Source organism: Halopenitus salinus, assembly GCF_055397165.1.
In genome coordinates, this window is the sequence record NZ_AP043853.1 from 575,155 (window position 1) to 595,560 (window position 20,406).

21 protein-coding genes and 1 other RNA gene are annotated in these 20,406 nt (G+C 69.7%); 8 read left to right on the forward strand and 14 right to left on the reverse strand.

Going from position 1 to position 20,406, the window contains the following annotated elements; genetic code table 11:
- The first annotated feature begins 91 nt into the window (after positions 1-91).
- The gene (locus tag ACZ5YD_RS04650; protein WP_379745083.1) at positions 92-1,024 is read left to right on the forward strand and encodes a PLP-dependent cysteine synthase family protein; all 933 of its coding nucleotides are present in this window, start codon (positions 92-94) and stop codon (positions 1,022-1,024) included.
- A gap of 56 nt (positions 1,025-1,080) precedes the next feature.
- Here the strand turns inward: ACZ5YD_RS04650 and ACZ5YD_RS04655 are convergent, their stop codons facing one another.
- The 5 genes from ACZ5YD_RS04655 to ACZ5YD_RS04675 form a co-directional block, all read right to left on the reverse strand.
- Positions 1,081-1,533, reverse strand: a complete 453-nt coding sequence (locus tag ACZ5YD_RS04655) for a DUF5804 family protein (RefSeq protein WP_379745080.1) — start codon at positions 1,531-1,533, stop codon at positions 1,081-1,083.
- Between the two features lie 97 nt (positions 1,534-1,630).
- Positions 1,631-2,833 carry a methionine adenosyltransferase gene (locus ACZ5YD_RS04660; protein WP_379745077.1) on the reverse strand — a complete coding sequence of 401 codons (1,203 nt, stop codon included), beginning with the start codon at positions 2,831-2,833 and terminating at the stop codon, positions 1,631-1,633.
- A 112-nt stretch (positions 2,834-2,945) separates the two neighbouring features.
- Complete coding sequence (locus tag ACZ5YD_RS04665) at positions 2,946-4,466, reverse strand: aldehyde dehydrogenase family protein (protein WP_379745074.1); 1,521 nt, start codon at positions 4,464-4,466, stop codon at positions 2,946-2,948.
- 102 nt (positions 4,467-4,568) lie between these two features.
- Positions 4,569-5,996, reverse strand: a complete 1,428-nt coding sequence (locus ACZ5YD_RS04670) for a glycerate kinase type-2 family protein (RefSeq protein ID WP_379745071.1) — start codon at positions 5,994-5,996, stop codon at positions 4,569-4,571.
- Between the two features lie 135 nt (positions 5,997-6,131).
- Positions 6,132-6,896: a protein sorting system archaetidylserine synthase gene (locus tag ACZ5YD_RS04675; RefSeq protein WP_379745068.1), complete on the reverse strand. Its 765-nt coding sequence runs from the start codon at positions 6,894-6,896 to the stop codon at positions 6,132-6,134.
- 216 nt (positions 6,897-7,112) lie between these two features.
- Between ACZ5YD_RS04675 and ACZ5YD_RS04680 the strand changes: the two genes are divergently transcribed.
- From ACZ5YD_RS04680 to ACZ5YD_RS04690, 3 genes are all read left to right on the forward strand, one after another.
- Complete coding sequence (locus ACZ5YD_RS04680; RefSeq protein WP_379745065.1) at positions 7,113-7,556, forward strand: cupredoxin domain-containing protein; 444 nt, start codon at positions 7,113-7,115, stop codon at positions 7,554-7,556.
- A gap of 66 nt (positions 7,557-7,622) precedes the next feature.
- A complete protein-coding gene (locus tag ACZ5YD_RS04685; RefSeq protein WP_379745610.1) occupies positions 7,623-8,411 on the forward strand; it encodes a sulfite exporter TauE/SafE family protein in 789 nt (262 codons plus the stop codon).
- A 178-nt stretch (positions 8,412-8,589) separates the two neighbouring features.
- Complete coding sequence (locus ACZ5YD_RS04690; protein WP_379745608.1) at positions 8,590-11,151, forward strand: heavy metal translocating P-type ATPase; 2,562 nt, start codon at positions 8,590-8,592, stop codon at positions 11,149-11,151.
- A 28-nt stretch (positions 11,152-11,179) separates the two neighbouring features.
- On the opposite strand, the gene ACZ5YD_RS04695 is transcribed toward ACZ5YD_RS04690, so the two are convergent.
- The 5 genes from ACZ5YD_RS04695 to ACZ5YD_RS04715 all read right to left on the reverse strand — a co-directional run bounded on the left by ACZ5YD_RS04695 (position 11,180) and on the right by ACZ5YD_RS04715 (position 14,142).
- Complete coding sequence (locus tag ACZ5YD_RS04695) at positions 11,180-11,734, reverse strand: OsmC family protein (protein WP_379745062.1); 555 nt, start codon at positions 11,732-11,734, stop codon at positions 11,180-11,182.
- Between the two features lie 79 nt (positions 11,735-11,813).
- Entirely contained in the window at positions 11,814-13,094 is a 1,281-nt protein-coding gene (gene gatA, locus ACZ5YD_RS04700) for an Asp-tRNA(Asn)/Glu-tRNA(Gln) amidotransferase subunit GatA (protein WP_379745059.1), read from the reverse strand.
- The gene (gene gatC / locus ACZ5YD_RS04705; protein WP_379745056.1) at positions 13,095-13,430 is read right to left on the reverse strand and encodes an Asp-tRNA(Asn)/Glu-tRNA(Gln) amidotransferase subunit GatC; all 336 of its coding nucleotides are present in this window, start codon (positions 13,428-13,430) and stop codon (positions 13,095-13,097) included.
- A 53-nt stretch (positions 13,431-13,483) separates the two neighbouring features.
- A complete protein-coding gene (locus ACZ5YD_RS04710) occupies positions 13,484-13,801 on the reverse strand; it encodes a DUF7111 family protein (protein ID WP_379745053.1) in 318 nt (105 codons plus the stop codon).
- Between the two features lie 62 nt (positions 13,802-13,863).
- Positions 13,864-14,142 (reverse strand): zinc ribbon domain-containing protein, encoded by a 279-nt coding sequence (locus ACZ5YD_RS04715; protein WP_379745050.1) that lies wholly within the window; start codon positions 14,140-14,142, stop codon positions 13,864-13,866.
- A 215-nt stretch (positions 14,143-14,357) separates the two neighbouring features.
- Here ACZ5YD_RS04715 and ACZ5YD_RS04720 point away from each other — a divergent pair, with 215 nt between their 5' ends.
- Positions 14,358-14,666: a hypothetical protein gene (locus ACZ5YD_RS04720; protein ID WP_379745047.1), complete on the forward strand. Its 309-nt coding sequence runs from the start codon at positions 14,358-14,360 to the stop codon at positions 14,664-14,666.
- A gap of 59 nt (positions 14,667-14,725) precedes the next feature.
- Here the strand turns inward: ACZ5YD_RS04720 and ffs are convergent.
- Together ffs and ACZ5YD_RS04730 are read right to left on the reverse strand one after the other, a co-directional pair.
- Positions 14,726-15,038, reverse strand: an RNA gene (gene ffs, locus ACZ5YD_RS04725) — signal recognition particle sRNA.
- Between the two features lie 74 nt (positions 15,039-15,112).
- The gene (locus ACZ5YD_RS04730; RefSeq protein WP_379745044.1) at positions 15,113-15,529 is read right to left on the reverse strand and encodes a DUF7548 family protein; all 417 of its coding nucleotides are present in this window, start codon (positions 15,527-15,529) and stop codon (positions 15,113-15,115) included.
- Positions 15,530-15,710: 181 nt separating this feature from the next.
- On the opposite strand from ACZ5YD_RS04730, the gene ACZ5YD_RS04735 reads away from it, so the two are divergent.
- The 3 genes from ACZ5YD_RS04735 to ACZ5YD_RS04745 all read left to right on the forward strand — a co-directional run bounded on the left by ACZ5YD_RS04735 (position 15,711) and on the right by ACZ5YD_RS04745 (position 18,389).
- Positions 15,711-16,139, forward strand: a complete 429-nt coding sequence (locus ACZ5YD_RS04735) for an EamA family transporter (RefSeq protein ID WP_379745041.1) — start codon at positions 15,711-15,713, stop codon at positions 16,137-16,139.
- Between the two features lie 76 nt (positions 16,140-16,215).
- The gene (locus tag ACZ5YD_RS04740; protein WP_379745038.1) at positions 16,216-16,680 is read left to right on the forward strand and encodes a PH domain-containing protein; all 465 of its coding nucleotides are present in this window, start codon (positions 16,216-16,218) and stop codon (positions 16,678-16,680) included.
- Positions 16,677-18,389 carry a PH domain-containing protein gene (locus tag ACZ5YD_RS04745; protein WP_379745035.1) on the forward strand — a complete coding sequence of 571 codons (1,713 nt, stop codon included), beginning with the start codon at positions 16,677-16,679 and terminating at the stop codon, positions 18,387-18,389. Before ACZ5YD_RS04740 ends, ACZ5YD_RS04745 begins: the two co-directional genes overlap by 4 nt.
- A 70-nt stretch (positions 18,390-18,459) precedes the next feature.
- Here the strand turns inward: ACZ5YD_RS04745 and ACZ5YD_RS04750 are convergent, their stop codons facing one another.
- Positions 18,460-19,215 carry an ABC transporter permease gene (locus ACZ5YD_RS04750; RefSeq protein ID WP_379745032.1) on the reverse strand — a complete coding sequence of 252 codons (756 nt, stop codon included), beginning with the start codon at positions 19,213-19,215 and terminating at the stop codon, positions 18,460-18,462.
- Positions 19,212-20,312: an ABC transporter ATP-binding protein gene (locus ACZ5YD_RS04755; RefSeq protein ID WP_379745029.1), complete on the reverse strand. Its 1,101-nt coding sequence runs from the start codon at positions 20,310-20,312 to the stop codon at positions 19,212-19,214. Before ACZ5YD_RS04755 ends, ACZ5YD_RS04750 begins: the two co-directional genes overlap by 4 nt.
- Positions 20,313-20,406 lie beyond the last annotated feature (94 nt).

A 20,406-nucleotide genomic window follows, 5' to 3' on the forward strand; every position in this document is an offset into this window, starting at 1 on the left:
AAAAGCCGCGCGTCGCCGGTCGCCGCAGTTCTCGAGGACGCCGGCGCCGCGACCGGAGGGCGTTTAGGCGCCCTCGCCGTAGCCGTCGGCGATGGACGCCGACATCCTCGAGACCATCGGATCGCCTCTGGTCCGCGTCTCGTCCCCCGAGGGAACCACGGTAGCGGCGAAGATCGAATCGAAGAACCCCGGCGGGTCCGCGAAGGACCGCCCGGCGCTCGCGATGATCGAGGCCGCCGAGGAACGGGGCGATCTCTCGCCCGACGACGGGGTCGTGGAGGCGACCTCCGGGAACACGGGGATCGGGCTCGCGACGGTCGGGGCCGTAAAGGGCTACGACGTCACGATCGTGATGCCCGAGTCGAAGTCGCCGGAACGACGGGAGATCATGCGCGCCTACGGAGCGGAGATCGAGCTGGTCGAAGGGGACATCTCCGACGCGAACGACCGGGCCGACGAGCTTGCGGCCGAGGAGGGACTCTTTCAGCCGAAGCAGTTCGAGAACCCCGCAAATCCGCGCTCCCACTACGAGACGACCGCGAGCGAGATCCTCGAACAGCGGGACGGCCGTCCGATCGACGCCGTCGTCGCCGGGGTCGGAACCGGCGGGACGATCACGGGGATCGGAAGACGCCTTCGCGAGGAGTTCCCGGACCTCCGTGTCGACGCCGTCGAGCCCGCGGAAAGTGCCGTCCTCTCCGGCGAGGAGCCCACCGGGGACGCCTTTCAGGGAATGGGCCCCGGATTCGTCTCCCCGAACCTCGACGTCGACCTCCTCGATGAGGTCCACACGGTCGAGCTGTCCGACGCGGAGGCGGAGTGTCGCCGCCTCGCCCGCGAGGAGGGGATCTTCGTCGGTCAGTCCTCGGGCGCCTCGAACCTCGCGGCGAAGGCCGTCGTACGTGAACTCCGCGAATCCGACGACTACGCCGGCACGGAGCCGCTCGTGATCACGGTCTTTTGGGACAGCGGCGAACGGTACATGTCGACCGGCATGTTCGATCCGGATTCCGCCCGGGAGTGACGGAGGGTCGCCGTGACGAACGGCGTCTTGATTCCGTCATCCGACGTCCGAACCCCTCATCCCTCGAACTCCTCGGCGGTGACGCGGACGACCACCGTCTCCTCGACGTCGTCGCCCTCGCGCTTCGGGACGGTCCCCTGCTCGCGGAGGACGTACCGGGGATCGACGAGCCGTCCGTCCCGAACCCCGAAGACCGCGAGGCGTCGGTCGGTCTGTTCGGGCGGCACCTCGCCGTCGCGAACCCGGCGGGCGAGCGCCGCGGAGAGCCACTCGTCGGGGTCGACGGACGGGTCACGGACGAGCGACTCAGCGACGAACCGGTCGCGGTACCACTTCAGGTCGTTACAAAGCGAGACGGCCGCGCCGAGGCTGACGGTCTCGACCGCGATGGCGTTCTCGAAGGGCTCGTCGATCTCGTAGGTCGAAAGCGCGTCGCGGGCGGTCTCACGGGAGAGCAGCTCGTAGGCGAGGGTCACGTCCGGCTTTCCCACGAGACACACCGTCGTCATGCCGGAGAGAAGTCGGCCTGCGGGCAAATCGGTTGTGGTCCTCGGCGGTTCGAGCGGACGTCCGAGTCGGCTGTCCGAGTCGGCTGCCGGCGGTCGATCAGAACGTCGAGACGTCGCCCTCGATGACCCGCTTCGTCACGCCGGTCACGTCGGCCAGCTCCTCGTCCACGATCGCGATCACGTCGTCCTCGATGTCCGCGATGTCGACGCCGTCGGCGGTGACGAGCTGGACGTCCGCCACGTGCGGCTCGTCGATCGGGCGGCCGATCTGTGAGAGGAGCCGAACCTGCAGGTCGCGAATGCCGTCGACCCGCGCCGTGACCGACTCCGCGATCTCCGTCGACAGCAGGTTGTAGATCTTCCCGATGTGGTTGACCGGGTTCTTGCCGGAGGTCGCCTCCATCGACATCGGCCGGTTTGGCGTGATGAGCCCGTTCGCGCGGTTGCCGCGCCCGACCGAGCCGTCGTCGCCCATCTCCGCGGAGGTTCCGGTCACGGTCAGATAGACGGAATCCTCCTCGTAGTCGTCGGCGGTGTTGACGTCCACGACGACCTCCCGGTTCGTCCGATCGCGAGCGAGGTCGGTCACGAACTCGCGGACCGACTCGACGGCGTCGTCGTAGGCCTCCAGGCCATCGAGGTGGCGGTCGACCATCGCGGCCGCGACGGTGATGTCGATCCGGTCGCCCTCGCGTTTGCCCATCACCTTCACGTCGGGGCCGAGCTCCGGGTGCTCGGCGTAGTAGGTCGTGTTGAGCTCTCGTTCGGCGTCGTAGACGATCTGCTCGGTCTCGGTGCGGGGCGCGTGGCCGACGCCGAAGGAGGTGTCGTTGGCCATCGGAACCCGCTTTTCGTCCTCGCCGAAGACGTCCTGGAGGTCGCCGGACCCCTCCCCGAGCTTGACGTCGACGATCACGTCGGTCCCGTACTCCAGTTCGGGGACGGTTTCGGCGAGGTACTCGCGTGCGGCCGCGAGCGCCGTCGAATCGACCGGCAGGTGTGCTCCCTCGTACTCCTTCGTGGCGCGGCCGACGATGAGGATGTAGATGGGCTCTATCACCTCGCCGCCGCCGAACTCCGGGGCCGCCGTGCCCGCGACCAGCTGCGTCTCGTCGGTGTTGTAGTGGAGCACCTTTCCGACGCGGTCGAGGTACAGCTTCGAGAGCGCCCGGGAGACCGATTCCGCGATCCCGTCGCTGATCGAGTCGGGATGGCCGACCCCCTTCCGCTCGACGATCTCGACCTCCTGGTCCTCGACCGCCCGGCGGTCGAGACGGCTGACCTGGATGTTCCTGCTCATTACCCTCCGGTATCACACGCGATACGGTATAACTTGCGGAAAGAGTTTCATGCCGGGTAATACCCGACACGCATATCCGAGGGGAACGATCCCGGGATCCGGACCGGGTGGATCACTCCTCCTCGGTCTTGATCTCCGCCGAGAGCCCCTGTGCCATCTCGATGTCGCGAGCGTTGTTGAGCGTCCAGGCGACGCGGTCGGTGACCGCCTCGATCGCCTCGCGGGCGCTCGGGTACCCGTTCCCGGAGCGTTTGAGCCCGCCGAAGGGCAGCTGCACCTCGGCGCCGATACACGGGAGGTTCCCGTAGGCCAGCCCGACCTCGGCGCGGTCGCGGTAGCGGTTGATCTGGCGGTAGTCCTCCGAGATTATCGCCCCCGCGAGACCGTACTCGGTGTCGTTTTGGATCGCGATGGCACGGTCGACGTCGCCGTCGTACTCGAGGAGGGCGACGTGCGGACCGAAGACCTCCTCGTGGGTACACCGCAGGTCCGCGTCGGGATCGGCCTCGTAGACGAACGGGCCGGTCCAGTTGCCCCCCTCGTGGCCCGCCGGGATCTCCTCGGCCGCGAGGTCGCTTCGGTCGAGGAGCACCCGCACGCCCTCCTCGACCGCGAGGTCGTTGTACCCCCGAACCGTCTCGAGGTGATCCGCCTCGATGAGCGGACCCATGAACGTCTCCGACTCGAGCGGATCGCCGACGGAGACGGACTCCGCGACCTCGAGGAACCGCTTTTTGAACGCCTCGTAGACGTCCGTGTGGACGATCACCCGTTCGGCGGAGACGCAGCGCTGGCCGGTCGTCTTGAACGCCGACATCGCCGCCGATCGGACGGCGAGATCGAGGTCGGCCGACTCCGTGACGACGATCGCGTTCTTTCCGCCCATCTCGCAGGCGGCCCGGCGTCCCGGGACGCCGGCGAGCGTCTCCTGGATCCCGCGGCCGACCTCGGCGGACCCGGTGAAAAGCACCGTCGCGACCGCGTCGTTCTCGACGAGCGCGTTTCCGGAGTCGCCGAACCCCTGGACCAGGTTGAACACGCCGTTCGGGATCCCGGCGTCCGCGAACAGCTCCGCGATCAGGTGGCCGCACCACGGCGTCTGTTCGGCGGGCTTCAACACCACGGTGTTGCCCTCCACGAGGGCGATCGCCACGTGCCAAAACGGGATCGCGATCGGGAAGTTCCAGGGCGTGATACAGCCCGTCACGCCGCGCGGCTTGCGGCGCATGTAGGCGTCCTTGCTCGGGATCTCCGAGGGTACCACGTCGCCCTTCGGGTGTCTGGCGTCGCCGGCGGCCCACTCGACCATGTGTGCGGCCTCGACGACGTCGGCACGCCCCTCGCTTATCTCCTTGCCGCACTCGCGCGTGACGACCTCGGCCAGCTCGTCGGTTCGATCGCGAAGCTGTCGGTGGACCTCCCAGAGGTACTCGGCGCGCTGGATGCGCGAGAGTTCCCGCCACTCCTCGAAGGCGTCCTCCGCGGCCGCCACGGCGCGGTCGACGTCCGCAGGCGTCCCGCGCTCGACGGTCGCAAGCGTCTCGCCCGTCGCCGGATTCCCGCTCTCGAAGGTCTCGGCGCCGCTTCCGTGGTCCCACTCGCCGTCGATGTAGTGTGGATACGCCTCACTCATGAGCGATCGTAGGACGGCCACGTTCAAAACCTATCCGCGGCTCGCGGGACGAAACGGTGGAGACGGACCCCTCAAAGGGCGAAGCGGAACGGCGGAGGTGGACTACTCGTCGGCGTCCTCCGGGATCACGATCACGCGGAGGTCGTTCACGTTGGTTCCCGTCTTGCCGGTCTCGATCGTCGCCGAGGCCCGCTCGAGGACCGGCGTCACGTCGTTGCTCGAAAGCGCCCCCTCGGCCTCGGTCGGCGATATCGGTCCCGCGTCGGAGACGGTCCCCGCGTCGACGATCGCGCCCGCGTACTCGGTCGGGCCGTCGATCCCGTCGGTGTCGACCGCGGCGACGACGACCCCGTCCACGTCGAGTTCGAGCGCGGCCGACAGCGCGAACTCCTGGTTGGGGCCGCCCTCGCCCGATTCCGAGACCGAGACGGTGGTCTCTCCGCCGGAGACGACGACCGCGGGCGCCTCGACAGGGTTCCCGGAGGCCGCGATCTCCTCGGCGACGGCGGACGCGGAGATCGCGGCCTCCGCGGCCTCGCCGCGAACTCGCGAGGAGAGGACGATCGACTCCCGATCCGCTCCCTCGATCGCTTCCGAGTCCCTACCCTCGTCCCGTGCCGCAAGACACGCGGTGAGCGATGAGGCGATCAGATGGATCGACACGCGGTCGAAGACGGGATCGCCCGGTTTCGGCGTCTCCGGAACCTCGCCGGATGCGCCGCGCTCCAGTCGATCGTGGATCGCGTCCGGAAGGTCCAGCCCGTACCGGTCGAGAACCTCGATGGCGTCCTCGAAGGTCGTCTCGTCGGGGACGAGCGGGCCGCTCCCGATCGTTCCCGGATCGTCGCCGACGACGTCCGAACACAACAGACACGCGACGTCGGGCGACCCACCGACCTCGGCACCGAGGGCGGCCGCCAGCCGTCCGCCCTTGATCGCGGAGAGGTGCTTTCTGACGGCGTTGATCTCGTCGATCGTCGCGCCAGCCTCGAGCAGCGCGGTGGTCGTCTCCTGCAGCTGCGAGAGGTCGATACCCTCCGCGGGGGCCGGCAGGAGCGCGCTCGCACCCCCGGTGATGACCCCGAGCACGAGCGTCCGGTCGCCGCAGGTCCGAGCGCGCTCGAGCACGGCGCGGGCGCCCGCGACCCCGGCCTCGTCGGGGACCGGATGGCTCGCGGTCTCGACCCGGACGCGTTCGCTGTCTCGTGGGTCGTTCGTCACGATGACGCCGTCCGTGATCCGGTCCCCGAGGATCGACTCGAGTTCGACCGTCACGGTCGCGGTGGCCTTCCCGCCGCCGAGGACGACGATATCGTCGTAGTCCGCCAGGTCGTACTCGCTCCCGTCGATCAAAAGCGTCTCGCCGTCGAGTCCGATCGAGTCGTGAACCACTCGCCGGGGATGTGCGGCGTCGATGCCGGCCGCCAGGCAGTTCAACGCGAGCGCGTGCGCCGGCGAACGCGCGTGCTCCTCGCGGTCGCGAATTCGAACGCCCTCCGGCGTGCTCTCCGAGGCGGAATCCTCGCTCATACCGGGAGAGTGACCGGCGGGGACATAAACGTCGTGCAACCGGTCGGAACCGGCGTGTTGACCAGGCGTTCGGAGTCGGCGTTTGGACCGTGCGGGTCGGAGTCGGTACTTCGACGGTCGCGTCGAGGGATCCGCTCAATCGTCGTCACGTCGGCCGGGATCGTTCGGTCCTCCTCCGGCGTTACCGGCGCCGTCCCCGCCCCAGAGGGCGCCGACGTCGAGTCGGTCGCGCCAGTAGAACCACGGGGCGAAGACCAGGTATCCCCCGGCCAGAAACAGCAGCGCGAACGCGAACACGCGTCCCCAGTAGCCCGTGTGGAGCACGGCCACGGCCTGAACGACCCCCATCACGGCGGCGTCCTGGGCGTGCAAGTCGGGGTAGGTCACCCGCGAGACCATGAGCGCCGCGAGCACCGCGGTACCCGCGACGAGCACGGCCGGGTCGGTGTATCCCGCGAGCACCGCGGCGGCGACGAGCGTCGCGGCCAGCGTGGACTGGACGCCCTCCGTCTCCTCGCTCTCGAGGTCGTAGGCGGCGTACAGCCCGAGGCGGGTGACCGCCATCGCGACGTAGACCGCGGGAATCGCGATCCCGAGGACGAAAAACGGGTCCGGAAACGTGGCCCCCGACTCGACGACCGTGACCGCGACGAGGGTCGCCGGCGCGACGCCGAAGGAGGCGACGTCGGCCAGCGAGTCGAGGTGCTCCCCGGCGGCCGAGGAGCCGCGTGCGCGAGCGACGATCCCGTCGAGCGCGTCGGCGATGGCTCCGAACAGCACCAGCCGAGCGGCGAGTTCGACGTCGATCGTCGCGGCGATCACGGCGATGAACCCCACCGCCGCGTTCGTGACCGTGACGGCGTCGGCGAGTCCGAACCGCCCGGCGAACCGCGGCTTCATATCCGTCGGGTCGGCCAGCGGGGCTTTACGTTTTATTATCCGTCGGCCTCCCGGAGCGCGACGCCGACCACACGCCGTGGCGGGAGCCGGCCCCCTCCGATCGGCCCATCACCTTCGATCGACCCAATCCCTCCGATCGACCCAACCCCAGGTCGTGTTCCCACGAGCCGGGATCGGACCACGGTACATATACCCGGTCGTCCCCGATCCCCGATCATGCAGCGCAGACGGTTCCTCGCTCGCGTCGGGGGTGCGGCGGCCGCGGCGTCGACGGTCTCGATCGCGGGCTGTCTCGGGAGCCTCGGCGGAGGACGCGGAGACGGCGAGGACGCCTACGACGTCGGCATGACCGCCACGACCTTCCGTCCCCAGGAGATCACGATCTCCGTCGGGGAGTCCGTCACCTGGCGCAACACGAGCGCGCGGACCCACACCGTCACGGCCTACGAGGACGCGATCCCCGAGGAGGCCGAGTTCTTCGCGACCGGCGGGTACGGGAACGAGGAGACCGCACGCGAGGAGTGGTGGAGCGACCGGGGCGGCGCACTCGAGAACGCCGAGGAGTTCTCACACACCTTCGAGATAGCGGGACGGTACGACTACGTCTGTATCCCCCACGAACAGGCCGGGATGATCGGAGCGGTCGTCGTCGAGGAGTGACCGATGGTCACTCCGGCCATGGTCACGCCGCCGTCCACTCTCACGCCATCGACCGCCGTCGCACAGATCTCGTCTGCCGATCTCCTCGGCGTCGACGTCGCGTTGTTCCTGCTCGTCGGGCTGCTCGGCGGCGCCCACTGCATCGGGATGTGCGGCCCGCTCGTCACGGTCTATTCCGATCGAATGGCCGACGACCCGACCGACCGGGGACGCGAGTCACACCTCACGCCCTACGAGGTCCGCCAGCACGCCCTCTTCAACGTCGGACGCGCGGCGAGCTACACCCTCATCGGCGCGCTCGTGGGTGCGCTCGGGGGCGCGCTCCTCGTCACCGCCGACTCGCTGGCGTCGGCCGCCGGCCTCGTTCGCGGCGTCGTCGGGATCGCGGTCGGGCTGTTCGTGGTCGCCATCGGCCTGCGCTATCTGTTCGCCAGGGCGTCGGCCGGGATCCACGTGCCGGGCCTCGATCGCGTGACCGGCCGGCTCCTGTCGTACGTGGACCGACTCGCGAACGGCCCGGGGATCGTCGTCCTCGGCGGACTCCACGGCCTGTTGCCGTGTCCGATCCTCTATCCGGCCTACCTCTACGCGTTCGCGACGGGGTCGCCGAAAGCGGGTGCCATCGCGTTGGCCGCGCTCGGAATCGGGACGATCCCGGCCGTCTTCGCCTACGGCACCGTGATCGAGGCGGTCGACGCCGTCCACCGGCGCCGGCTCCACCGGCTTCTCGGCGCCGTCTTCGTCGTGTTGGGATACGTCCTGTTCGCCCACGGGCTGATGAGCCTCGGGATCTCGGTCCCCCACCCGATGTTCCCGTTCTACGACCCCTTGAGCGGGTCCGGAGGCCATGTCTGATCGTGGGAACGGAGATGGAACGTTCGGGGGAGAGCGTGCTTCGTCGATCGGAGGAGAGCGGACCCCAGTGTTCGAGGAAGAGCGACCCCCGCCGATCGACGGCGAGACGCAACAGTCATCCACGTCGCGGCCGAACGTTCCCGGAGACGGCGGCCGACGATCGACCTACCGACCGACGATGACCGAGCCAGACACCGACGCCGGTTCCCCGACGTGCACGCTCTGTGACCTCCCGGCGAGGGACGTCACCGATGGAGCCGGCAACCACTTCTGCTGTCCGGGCTGTCGGGACGTCCACGAGGCGCTCGATTCGGTCGACGACGTGGACGCCGCCGACGTTCGCGAGCGGGCGGCGTCCACGGAGGGTGCGGGAACGGGAGCCGGAAACGACCCCGACCCGGTCCCCGAGGACCACGAGTCGACCTTCCTCGAGGTCGAGGGGATGCACTGTGCGACCTGCGAGGCGTTCATCGAGTCCGCGGCGGAGGCCGAATCGGGCGTGAGCGCCGCCAGCGCGAGCTACGTGACGGAGACCGTCCGGATCGACCACGACCCGGAGGCCGTCTCCGAGCGCGATCTCCGGGAGGCGGTCTCGGGACTCGGATACGACGCCTACGCCAGGGACGACGCGTTCAGGCGGCGTCGCGCCGACGCGCTCGCGACCGTGCGGCTCGCGGTCGGCGTCCTCGTCGGCATGATGGTGATGTTACAGTACGTCGTCATCATCTATCCGACCTACTTCGGCGGGCTGTTCTACGGCGAGCGGACCGCGCAGTTCCTCGCGGACGCGTTGAGCCACGGGTCGAGCACCTACTTCTACGGCTTCGTCGGCATCCTCACGACCGTCGTCCTCGTCGTGACCGGACGGCCGATCCTGCGGGGCGCCTACGTGAGCCTCAGGACGCGCTCGCCGAACATGGACCTCCTCGTCGCGCTCGCGGCCGTGAGCGCGTACGCCTACTCGGTGCTCGCCATCGCGGTCGGCGCGGAGCACGTCTACTTCGACGTGACCGTGGCGATCCTCGTGATCGTGACGATCGGGAACCACTACGAGACGTCCGTCAAACGGCGCGCGACGGAACTCCTCTCGGATCTCACGACCGTGCAGGTCGACGAGGCGCGCCGGATAGTCGACGGGGACGCATCGGACGGGTCGGCTGAAGCGGACGGAGCGGATCCAACGAGTGAATCAGTCGGAACGAACGACTCCGAGCGCGCCGAGACAGTGGCGATCGACGCTCTCGAGGAGGACGATCGGATCCTCGTGCGAACGGGCGAACGCGTGCCGGTCGACGGCGAGGTCGTGGACGGCGAGGGCGCCGTCGACGAGGCGGTCGTGACCGGCGAGTCCCTCCCGGTCGACAAACGCCCCGGCGACGCGGTCGTGGGCGGGTCGGTCCTCGCCGACGGCGCGCTCGTGGTCCGGGTCGGCGAGGACGCGACGAGCAGCCTCGATCGGATCGCGGAGCTGGTCTGGGACCTCCAGAGCTCGAACCACGGGATCCAGGCGCTCGCCGACCGGCTCGCGACCGTCTTCGTCCCGGTCGTGCTCGCCCTCGCGGCCGTTTCGACCGTCGGATACCTCCTGGCCGGGGCGAGTCCGGCCGACGCGATGCTCGTCGGACTGACCGTCCTCATCGTCTCGTGTCCGTGCGCGCTCGGGCTCGCGACCCCCCTGGCCGTCGCCTCGGGGATCCGCGACGCCCTCGAGCGGTCGATCGTCGTCTTCGACGAGACCGTCTTCGAGCGGGTTCGCGAGGCCGAGACGGTCGTCTTCGACAAGACCGGCACTCTCACCACCGGCGAGATGCGCGTGCTCGAGGCGGACGTCGATCCGGAGCTGTTGGACCTCGCGGCGGTCCTGGAGGAGCGTTCCGCCCATCCGGTCGGACGCGCGATCGCGGAGGCCAGCGACGAGCGAGGGACGGCGGCCCCCGACGGCGGAACGCTCGAAGAAGCGACACGGACCACGAACGACGGGGCGACGTCCGGATCCCGCATCGACTCCTTCGAGAGCCATCGGACCGGCGTCTCCGGCGTCGTCGACGGCGTGCCGGTGATGGTCGGGCATCCGGACCTCTTTGCGGAGCGCGGCTGGACGGTTCCCGAGGACGTCGCCGGGACGATCGAGGAGGCCCGCGCGGTGGGGCGCGTCCCGGTCGCGGTCGGCCGCGACGGCGAGGCGCGGGGGACGATCGTCGTCGGCGACGAGTTGCGCGGGGAGTGGGAGGCGACCTTCGACGCGCTCGGCGATCGCGGGATCGACGTCGTGGTCCTCACCGGCGACGACGAGCGTGCGACCGGCGTCTTCGCCGACCACGAGGCGGTCTCGCGGGTCTTCGCCGGCGTCCCCCCGGAGGGGAAAGCGGAGACGGTCGGGCGTCTCTCCGCGTCGGGGACGACCGTGATGGTCGGAGACGGAACCAACGACGCCCCGGCGCTCGCGCGCGCCGACCTCGGGATCGCGCTCGGCGGCGGCACGGCCATGGCCGCCGACGCGGCGGACGTGGCGATCGTCGACGACGACCTCCGGTCCGTGGAGACGGTCTTCGACCTGGCGACGGCGGCCGGCGCGCGCGTGAAACGCAACATCGGCTGGGCGTTCTGTTACAACGCGATCGCGATCCCGCTCGCGCTCGCCGGGCTGTTGAACCCGCTTTTCGCGGCCGTCGCGATGGGGGCGAGCAGCCTGCTCGTCGTCGCGAACTCCTCGCGCGCGCTGATAGACGACGCGAAGTAGACCGCCTGTCTGGCCGGCGGGCTCCTCCTCAATCGACGTTCCAGTTCGTCTCGATTGCCGGCGGATCGACGAGCGTCTGGTAGACGACGCAGTACTTCTCCGTCGCCCGCTCGAAGGCGGCCGCGGTGTCGGGGTCGATCTCGTCCTCCTCGGCGTCGACGGTAACCGAGAGGCGGATGTCCTCGAAGCCGACCGGGACGTCCTCGTCGACCCCCATCGTTCCGCGCAGGTCGAGATCGCCCTCGACGTCGACGCTCACGTCCGCGTCGATGCCGAAGTTCTCGGCGACGGCCTGGGCCGTGAGCTGCGAGCAGGCGGCGAGCGCGCCGAGGAGGAGGTCGCCGGAACAGGCGCCGGAGCCGGGGCCGCCCGCCCCCTCGTGGAGTTCCGCCTCGTAGATCGCCCGCCCGATGTCGACGTTGCAGGCGCGGCCCTCCTCGGCCTGCTCGGCGCCGCTCGCGGAGAGGGTCACCTTGGCGGCCTCGGGATCCTCCTCGTACTGTTCCTTCAGCGGCTCCTGTGCCTCGCGGAGATCGGTCTCGGAGTCGGTATCGGCGTCGGAATTGGCGTCGGCGTCGGACATGGATCGAGTTTCGCGAGCGTGCGAAAACCGATGTGGAAGACGTCAATTCTCGCCGGTGTTCGGATCGGCCGTCGCTCCGTCACTCCTCGACGGCGCTCGCGGCGCGGACGATCGTCTCCTCGCCGTACTTCGGCCCGACGAGCTGGAGGCCGACGGGAAGTCCCTCGGAGCGGCCGGCCGGAACGGAGATGGCGGGAAGGTTCGCGAGGTTGGCCGGCGTCGTGTTCGCGTCGGCCAGATACATCGTGAGGGGGTCCTGGAGTCCCTCGCCCAGCTCGAAGGGCGGGACGGGCATCGTCGGCGAGGCGATCACGTCGACGTCCTCGAAGGCGGACTCGAAGTCCGATCGGACCCACGCCCGGGCGTCCTGGGCCTTGCTGTAGTACTTGTCGTGGTAGCCGGCCGAGAGCGCGTACGTCCCGAGCAGGATCCGCCGTTTCACCTCGGCGCCGAAGCCCTCCTCGCGCGTCCGGGCGAACGACTCGTTCCAGTCGCCGTCGCCGTCCGCCGAGTGGCCGTACCGCACCCCGTCGAAACGCGCCAGGTTCGAGGAGGCCTCCGAGGTCGCGATCACGTAGTACGCCTGGACCGCGTGTTCGACCGAGGGCAGCGAGACCGACGTCGTCTCCGCACCCCGTGCCACCAGGTCGTCGATGGCGTCCTCGACCGTCTCGACGACGCCCTCGTCGGCGCCCTCGAACAGCTCCTCGGGGATCCCGATCGTCATTCCCTCCACGTCGCCGTCGGCCGCGTCGGCATAGCTCGATCCGGCGCCGGCGTCGGTCGTCGTGGCGTCCTTCGGGTCCGGACCCGCGATCACGTCGAGGAGCGCGGCCGCCTCCTCGACCGTCGGCGCGAGCGGACCGATCTGCTCGAGGGAGTTTGCGTACGCGACGAGTCCGTACCGCGAGACGAGACCGTAGGTCGGCTTGATCCCGACCACGCCGCAGAACGCGGCGGGACAGCGGACCGAGCCGCCGGTGTCGGAGCCGAGCGCGAGGTCGGCCTCGTCGGCCGCGACGGCGGCCGCGGAGCCGCCCGAGGATCCGCCGGGCACGCGCTCCGTGTCGACCGGATTTCGGGTGGGACCGAAGTGGGACGTCTCCGTGGTCGTTCCCATCCCGAACTCGTCCATGTTGCTCTTTCCGACGATGGTCGCGCCGGCGTCGGTGAGCCGCTCGACGACGGTCGCGGAGTACGGCGGGACGTACCCCTCGAGCATCCGCGACCCGCAGGTCGTCTCGACGCCGGCCGTCGAGATGTTGTCCTTGACGGCGACGGTGGCCCCGTCCAGCGGCCCCTCGCCGGTTGGTTCGATCGACTCCTCGGTGATGAACGCGTTGAGGTCCGCGTCGGCCATCTACGACACCCGCGGGCCGCGGAAGTGGCCGTCCTCGCTCTCCGGCGCGTTCGCGAGCGCCTCCTCGCGCGTGAGCCCCTCCTCCACCTCGTCGGGACGCATCACGTTGACGAGTTCCTCCTCGCGGTCGTGTTCGGGGACCTCATCGAGGGTCTCGAAGTACCCGAGGATGTCCGCGAACTGCTCCGTGAACTGCTCGCGCTCGTCCGGATCCAGGTCGACGCGGGCCAGCTCCGCGACGTGTTCGACCTCCTCGACGTCGACGGCGGCGTCCTCGCCGCCGTCGCACGCGACGTCTCCCTCGGGTCCGGACCGGTCGTCGGACGAATCGCTCATACAGAGGGGTGTTACGGCCGGGGAGTAAGGGTTTCGAATCGCGAGACCGTCGGTCACATCCCCATGTCGGCGGCCGCCTCGGGGATCGGAAGCTCGTTCGGGGACGCGGCGAGCAGCTCGGCGGCGTGATCGAGCGCCATGTCGAAGCCGTAGTACCGCTCCAGTTCCTCGCCGTCCGCGCCCTCGCGTACGGACACCATCGCGTATCCATCGGCGTTCTGTGCCAGCGTCGCGGTCCGTCCCTCCCGCTCGAAGGTGAGAACGCGCTCCCCGTTCGCCTCGACGTACCGCGCCGTGATAGCCCCGTTCGATGCGACCCGCTCCTCGCCCGCCTCCCCGCCTTCCGGATCGTCGACCCCGGTGTCGCTCATGGACGGAATTCGCCCGGCGGTCCCTCGTACCTGTCGATCCTGACGGGGATTCCGGCGACCGATCATCCCCGACGACGTGCCTTCGCGTCGAGATAGCTCGTGTATCCCCCGAAGGCGAGCCCGATCCCCACGACGGCGAGCGCGAACCCGATCCACCGCGAGAGGCCGACGGAGAACGCCGCGAGCGGCACTCCGAAGAGCATCGAGGCCGCACCGAGCCCGCCGAGGGCGGCCGCGAGGATCGGCGACGGCTGCAGCTCGCCGCAGTGGGGACAGACGCGGACGTCCTCGTCGATGACGCGGTCGCAGGTCGTACAACGGACGGAGCGTCCACCGGGCACGCGTGGAGCCTCAGACCGCGGTCGGAAGAAACGAACGGTGTCAGGATCGCAACGGGGCAGGGAGCGGGACGGAGCCAGGATCGGAACGAAATCAGGAGCGGAACGGAGCCAGGAGCGGAGTCGGGGTCGCTCGCCGGCCGGAGCGTCGGCGCGGAAGCGCGGACGGTGTGTTGACGTACCACATTCATAAGGTGGTCCACGGCGTAGGTCGCCACATGAGCGAGGAGGACCCCTGGAGCACGATCGATCTCGAGCGGGCGGACCGGGCGTCGATCGACGTCAGCGTCGGCGAGAGCGACCTCTCGGTGGGCGCGCCGCGCGAGTCCCCCGATTACGCCGCGATCGACGTCGAGACCGCGGACGGCGAGCGCCTCACCCTCAGCATCGAGACCACGGCGGGCGACCACGGAACCGGGATCGCGAGCGTGGAAGTCACCCCCGAGGAGGCGAGACGGCTTCGGGACGTCCTCGCCGGCGTCGTAGAGCGCGGAGAGATCGAAGAGGGCGAAGGCAACGAAGAGTGAAAACGTCCGTGGAGGATTCGACCCACGGCCACGGCTGGCGGTGCGAGACGACGTATGAATGGTGGACGACCGGGATCGCCCGGCGTTCCGGCACGGGGAGTCCCGGTTGCCTCCTCCACCCCGCGACCCGACGAGCGACGCACGTTCGACGGTGGGCTGCTCGCTTCCGCGCCTGACCCGGTACCATCGACCAACCACGACGGACCGCTCCTGCGAGCGGGCGCCGCGGACCGCTGTCCCCGTCGGACGAGGCTTCCACGTTGGCTCCCGGGGCCCGGGCCGGTCCGGCCCGGACTCCCCCGGCGTTCGGTCCCCGCTGAAGACTGCCTCACGGGTTGCGAGCGGGGCCTAACCGCCCGACCTAGTCCGTCCTTCGATAGCCCGCTTTGACATAAGGGCCTTTCGTTGTTCGGGGCGCAGCGGGAACCCAAGGACGTGCGGTCGACTCACTCGAGGACCGAACGTGCGTAGACGCCAGCGGCGACGAGAACCGCGATCGCTGCGATAAAGACGGCGACCGGATGCCACTCGATCCACCGATAGCCGCTCGGGAAGCTGTAGAGGACCGTCTCGTCGATCGACGCCCACCACAGTCCGACGAGTCCGACGACGACCACGCCGAGCACGACGAGGCCGCCCGCCATCGCCTCCGGGTCCACGTTTCCTCGCTCGCCAGAGGCGAATCCCACGGCCCCGACGAGCGTGAACGCGACGACGGCCGTGAGTCCGACCGGGCCGGACCCGTAGTAGGCGGCGAGAAGCTGCGTGTTGCCGTCGACGAGGACGAACGGGGCGGCGGCGACGACCGCCGTGATCACGGACGCGAGCGCGCCGATCCGGGGGGCGATCTGGCGGCGTTCCATGTCGGTCCGTCGCCGCCGCGAGGGTTAAAACGGGACGATTCCGGCACGACGCGCTTCACGTCCGTTGGCGACGCGAAGCCTCAAGGAGTCGACCGGCGTCCGGACGTCAGTTGGACGCCATAAACCTGTGGAACCCGGAAGCGACGGGGTCGTTTAAGTCTCCGCTCGAGAATCGACGCGTATGCAGCCGTACCTTCCCTACTCGCTTCTGGCCGTCTCCGCGTACGCGCTCGTCGCTCCGCTCATGCGCGTTGCGACCTCCGGCGCCGACGCGATCCCGAGCGACGTTGCCGCCGCGATCTCGAACGTGATCCTGGTCGCGGCGGCGCTCGCGATCGCCGTCGCGGGAGGACACGACGTCGCCGCACACCTCGCGAGCCCGAAGGTGGGCTACGTGGTGGCCGCCGGTGCCTGTCTGGCGGTCGGCATCCTCGCGTACTACCGCGCGCTGGCGCTCGGACCGGTGAGCGTGGTGACCCCCATCTTCGCGACCTTCCTCGTGTTCTCGTCGATCATCGGCATTCTGGCGCTCGGCGAGTCGCTCACGGCGCGAAAGGCGATCGGCATCCTGCTCGCGATCGGCGGCGTCTACCTCGTCTCGACGGCGTGAACCCCGCGCCACGGAGACTTATACCGGACGACGCACAATCGGGAGCCATGCTCGCAGTCCTCCGGGAGGACGAACGGTGACCGATCGGAAGCTACACCCGCGGATCCGCGTGCTCTGGCTGTTTCAGGCGGTCCTGCTGGCCGGTATCCTGTCGTCCATCGCCTTCGCCGCGACGGCCGTCCTCGACGCTCCAGAGTGGATCGCGTTCGCGGTCGGAGGGGTCGTCCTCCTCCTCGCGGGGACGCACGCGTTCCTTCGGTATCGGCGGTGGAGCTTCGAGATCCGCGAGGACGCGCTCTACCTCGAACGCGGGGTGATCACGCAGGTCCGGACGGTGGTCCCGCTCGTTCGGATCCAGCACGTGGACTCGAGCCGAGGCCCGACGGAGCGGATCGCGGGACTCGCCTCCTGTGTCGTCTACACGGCCGGATCCCGTGGCGCCGACGTCCGGATTCCGGGGCTCTCGCCGGGGGACGCGGACGACCTCCGCGAGCGGCTCAAGCGGCTCGCGATCCGCGCGGAGGGGGAGGACGCGGTGTGAGGCTCGCGCCGGTCTCCATCCCCTACCGGGCGGTGAAGCGGGTCTCGAGCCTGCTCGTCGCCGTCGTCTTCATCGGAACCGCCGGAAGCTTCGAGACGGCCCTCGCGTTTGGGGCCGCGGCCGTCGCCCTCGCGGGGGCGCTCGCCTACGAGGTGGCTCGCTATCGCCGCTTCGAGTACGAGCTGACGGAGGACACCTTCGACGTTCGATCCGGGGTGATCTCGCGCCGCGACCGGGAGATCCCGTACCGACGGATCCAGAACGTCGACGTCTCCAGAAGCGTCCTCCAGCGCTTGCTCGGGATCGCCGCCGTCGATCTCGAGACCGCCGGCGGATCCTCGACGGAGGGGGCGATCCGGTACGTCACCGCCGAGCGCGCCGACTGGCTCAGATCCGAGATCCAACGGCGAAAACGGGAGAACGAGACGGAAAACGGGGACTCCCCGGCGTCGAGCGGTGCGACGGAAGCCGCCGCCGGGGGCGTGTCGGCGGACGAATCGGAAACCGTCCTGTTCGAACTCTCGTCCACGGAACTCGCCCTGGTCGGCGCGCTCTCGTTCGATGCGCGCCTGATCGGGCTGCTCGCCTTCCTCGCGTCCGGGTCGGTTCCCGTCCTCTCGAGCATGCTCCCCGATCTCACGGCGATCGCGGTCACGATGGCCGGTCTCGGAGTCGTCGCCGCGTTGTTCGTCGGTTCCTGGCTCCTCGGGGCGGCGATCGCGATCTCGAACTACTACGGCTTCACGCTGAGCAGGGCCGGCGACGAACTGCGCTACGACCGCGGGCTGTTCCGGCAGTATTCGGGCTCCATCCCGACCGGCAAGGTCCAGACCCTCCACATCACCGACAACCCGGCCAAGCGACTGCTCGACTACGCGACGTTGACGATCGAGACCGCGGGCTACGCGCCCGGCGGGGGCGGCGACTACGGCAGCCAGGCAGCGATCCCGATCGCCAGACGTGAACGCGTTCTCGACCTGGCACGGGAGATCGAGACCTTCGGCGACCCGGAGTTCGAGCGACCGCCCTCCCGGGTCCGAGTTCGGTATGCGATCCGGTATCTGGCGGTCGTCGCCGTTCTCGCGGCGATCGCGTTCGGCGTCGATCGCTACGTCGCGGCGTCGCTGCCGTGGTACGGCGTCGCCGGACTCGCCGTCCTCGCGCCGCTCGCGGCCCACTACAAGTGGGCCCATCGGGGGTACTGGCTCGGCGAGGACCACCTCCTCACGCGATCCGGGTTCTGGAGGCGCGGAACGAGGGTCGTCCCCTACTACCGGATCCAGACGGTCGTCGACACCCGAACCGTCTTCCAGCGGCGATGGAACGTGGCCACGGTCGTCGCGGACACCGCCGGGTCCGGTGGATTCCTGGGCCACGAGGCGGCCGCGCTCGACGTCGAGGCGAGCGACGCCGACCTGATTCGGGACGAACTCGAAACGCGGCTGCAGCGATCGCTTTCGGACCGCCGGGAGGCGGAAGGCTCCCGTGGAACGCAGGGATTCGAGTGGGCGGACCCGACGGCAGAGTCTGGGGCGGAGATCGATCCCGGGGCGGAGGTCGCTTCCGGCGATCCGATCGAGGGGCTCGACGAGCACCGGAAACGCGATCCGGACGAACCGGACGAATCGGACGAACCGGACGAATCGGACGAACCGGACGAATCGGACGAACCGGACGAATCGGACGAACCGGACGGGACCGATCGCTGACCCGCTGGCACCCTCACCGGGGACGATCGACGATCGATCCGTCCGCGGAAGGATCCGTGCACAGCAGGGTTCAGTCCGTCCGGGGGAGAGCCCTCGCCCCGAGCGCGAGCGCGAGGACCGCGAGGGCCGAGAGCACCGCAAGCTCGAGTCCCCACGCGCCGCCGTCGTAGGTGATCGCCCGCACGCCGCGTGCGAAGTAGGTGAGCGGCGAGGCGTCGACGGCCGGCAGGAACCAGCCGGGAAGCAGCGCCGGCGGGACGAAGGTCTCCGAGAGGAAGAGGATCGGCAACGCGATCGTGTTGCTCGCGGCGATGACGCCGTCCTGGGTGTCGGCGAACGAGCCGATGAGTGCGCCGACCCCGCAGAACGTCGCGACCCCCGCGACGACGAACGCCGGGAGCGCCAGAAGCGACGGGCTCGCGCGCACCGTCGCGTCGGTGATCGCCACGACGAGGCCGAAGACGAGCAGGCTCGCGACGCCGATGATCCCGACGTTCACGAGCGTCTGTGCGAACAGCCACTCGCCGCGCGACAGCGGCGTCGTCGCCAGCTTCTCGAAGCGGTTGCCGTCGCGGTGGCGTGCGATCTCGGAGCCGACGCGCGAGAGGGGAGTGAACAACACGACGACGCCGACGTATCCGGGGAGGTAGTACCCGGCGGGCTCCGCGAACAGGCCGCCGCCCGTGGGCTGGGTCCGGACGAGCGCGCCGAAGATGACCACGAGGATGACCGGGAAGAAGAACGTGAAGAAGACGGCCGTCCGCCGCCGGAGGAACGACCGCGTTGCCGCGAGCGCTTCGGATCGAACGCGTCCAATGCGACTCATCGATCCCCTCCGCTTTCGGCCATTTCGAGAGCGGTCGGACGATAGGTCTCCCCGGTGAGTTCCAGGTAGACGTCCTCCAGCGTCGGCTCGCTCCACGAGAGCGACTCCACCTCGACGCCGGCCGCCGCAAGCGCCTCGACGACCGCGTCGATCGACGCCGGTTCGACCCCCGAAACGACGAGGTCCGCGGTTTTACCCACGGACGCCCCGTCTCGACCCCGTGCGGCCGAAAAACGCGTTCGCGAGGTCACTGCCCGCAGGGCTGTCTCGGCTCCGTCCGCCGCCGCGCCATCCGACAGCCGCACGGAGAGGGTCGGTTCGCCCCCGTGTTCGGCGATCAGTTCCGACGGCGTTCCGACGGCGACGATCCGCCCTTCGCGGATGAGCCCGACACGGTCCGCCAGCCGCTCTATCTCGTCCATGGCGTGGCTCGTCACGAGCACCGTCGTTCCGCCAGCGGCCAGATCGCGGACGAGTCGATGGACGTCGCGGCGGCCCGCGGGGTCGATCCCCGTCGTCGGCTCGTCGAGGAACAGCACCTCCGGGTCGTTGACGAGGGCCGTACCCACACAGACGCGACGCTTTTGACCCCCGGAGAGCGTCTCGTACCACGCGTCAGCGTCGTCCGACAGCCCGACGTCCGCGAGCACGGAGTCGACGGATCGCGCCTGGGCGTACAGTCCGGCGTAGTACTCGAGCAGCTCACGCGCCGTGAGGCGGGCTGGGGGGTCGAACGACTGGGGAAGCAGGCCGATCCGCTCGGGATCGGCGTCGGTCGGATCCGCGCCGAGCAGTTCGACCGTCCCCTCGACGTCGGTGGTCCCCGTGAATCCCCGGACGAGCGTGGTTTTGCCGGCGCCGTTGGGGCCGATGAGCCCGAACACCTCTCCCCGGTCGACCGCGAGGTCGACGCCGTCGAGCGCGCGGACGTCGCCGTACGCCTTTCGAACGTCGGTCGCCGAGAGCGCCCGCCGTGCCGGCCCGTCGCCATCGTCGTCACCGTCGCCGTGGTCGCGGTCCGCGCCGGCGGCGACCGCTCCGTCTCGACCGTCGCTGCCGTCGTCGCCGACCCCGTCCGCGCGGGACGTTCCGGTCATGGATCCCGGTCGGTCTCGAACGCGCCTAAGGATTCCTCTTTGGGATCGGCGATCACGGCCATAGCGGTCGGCGATCGCAGCCACGGCGAGCGGC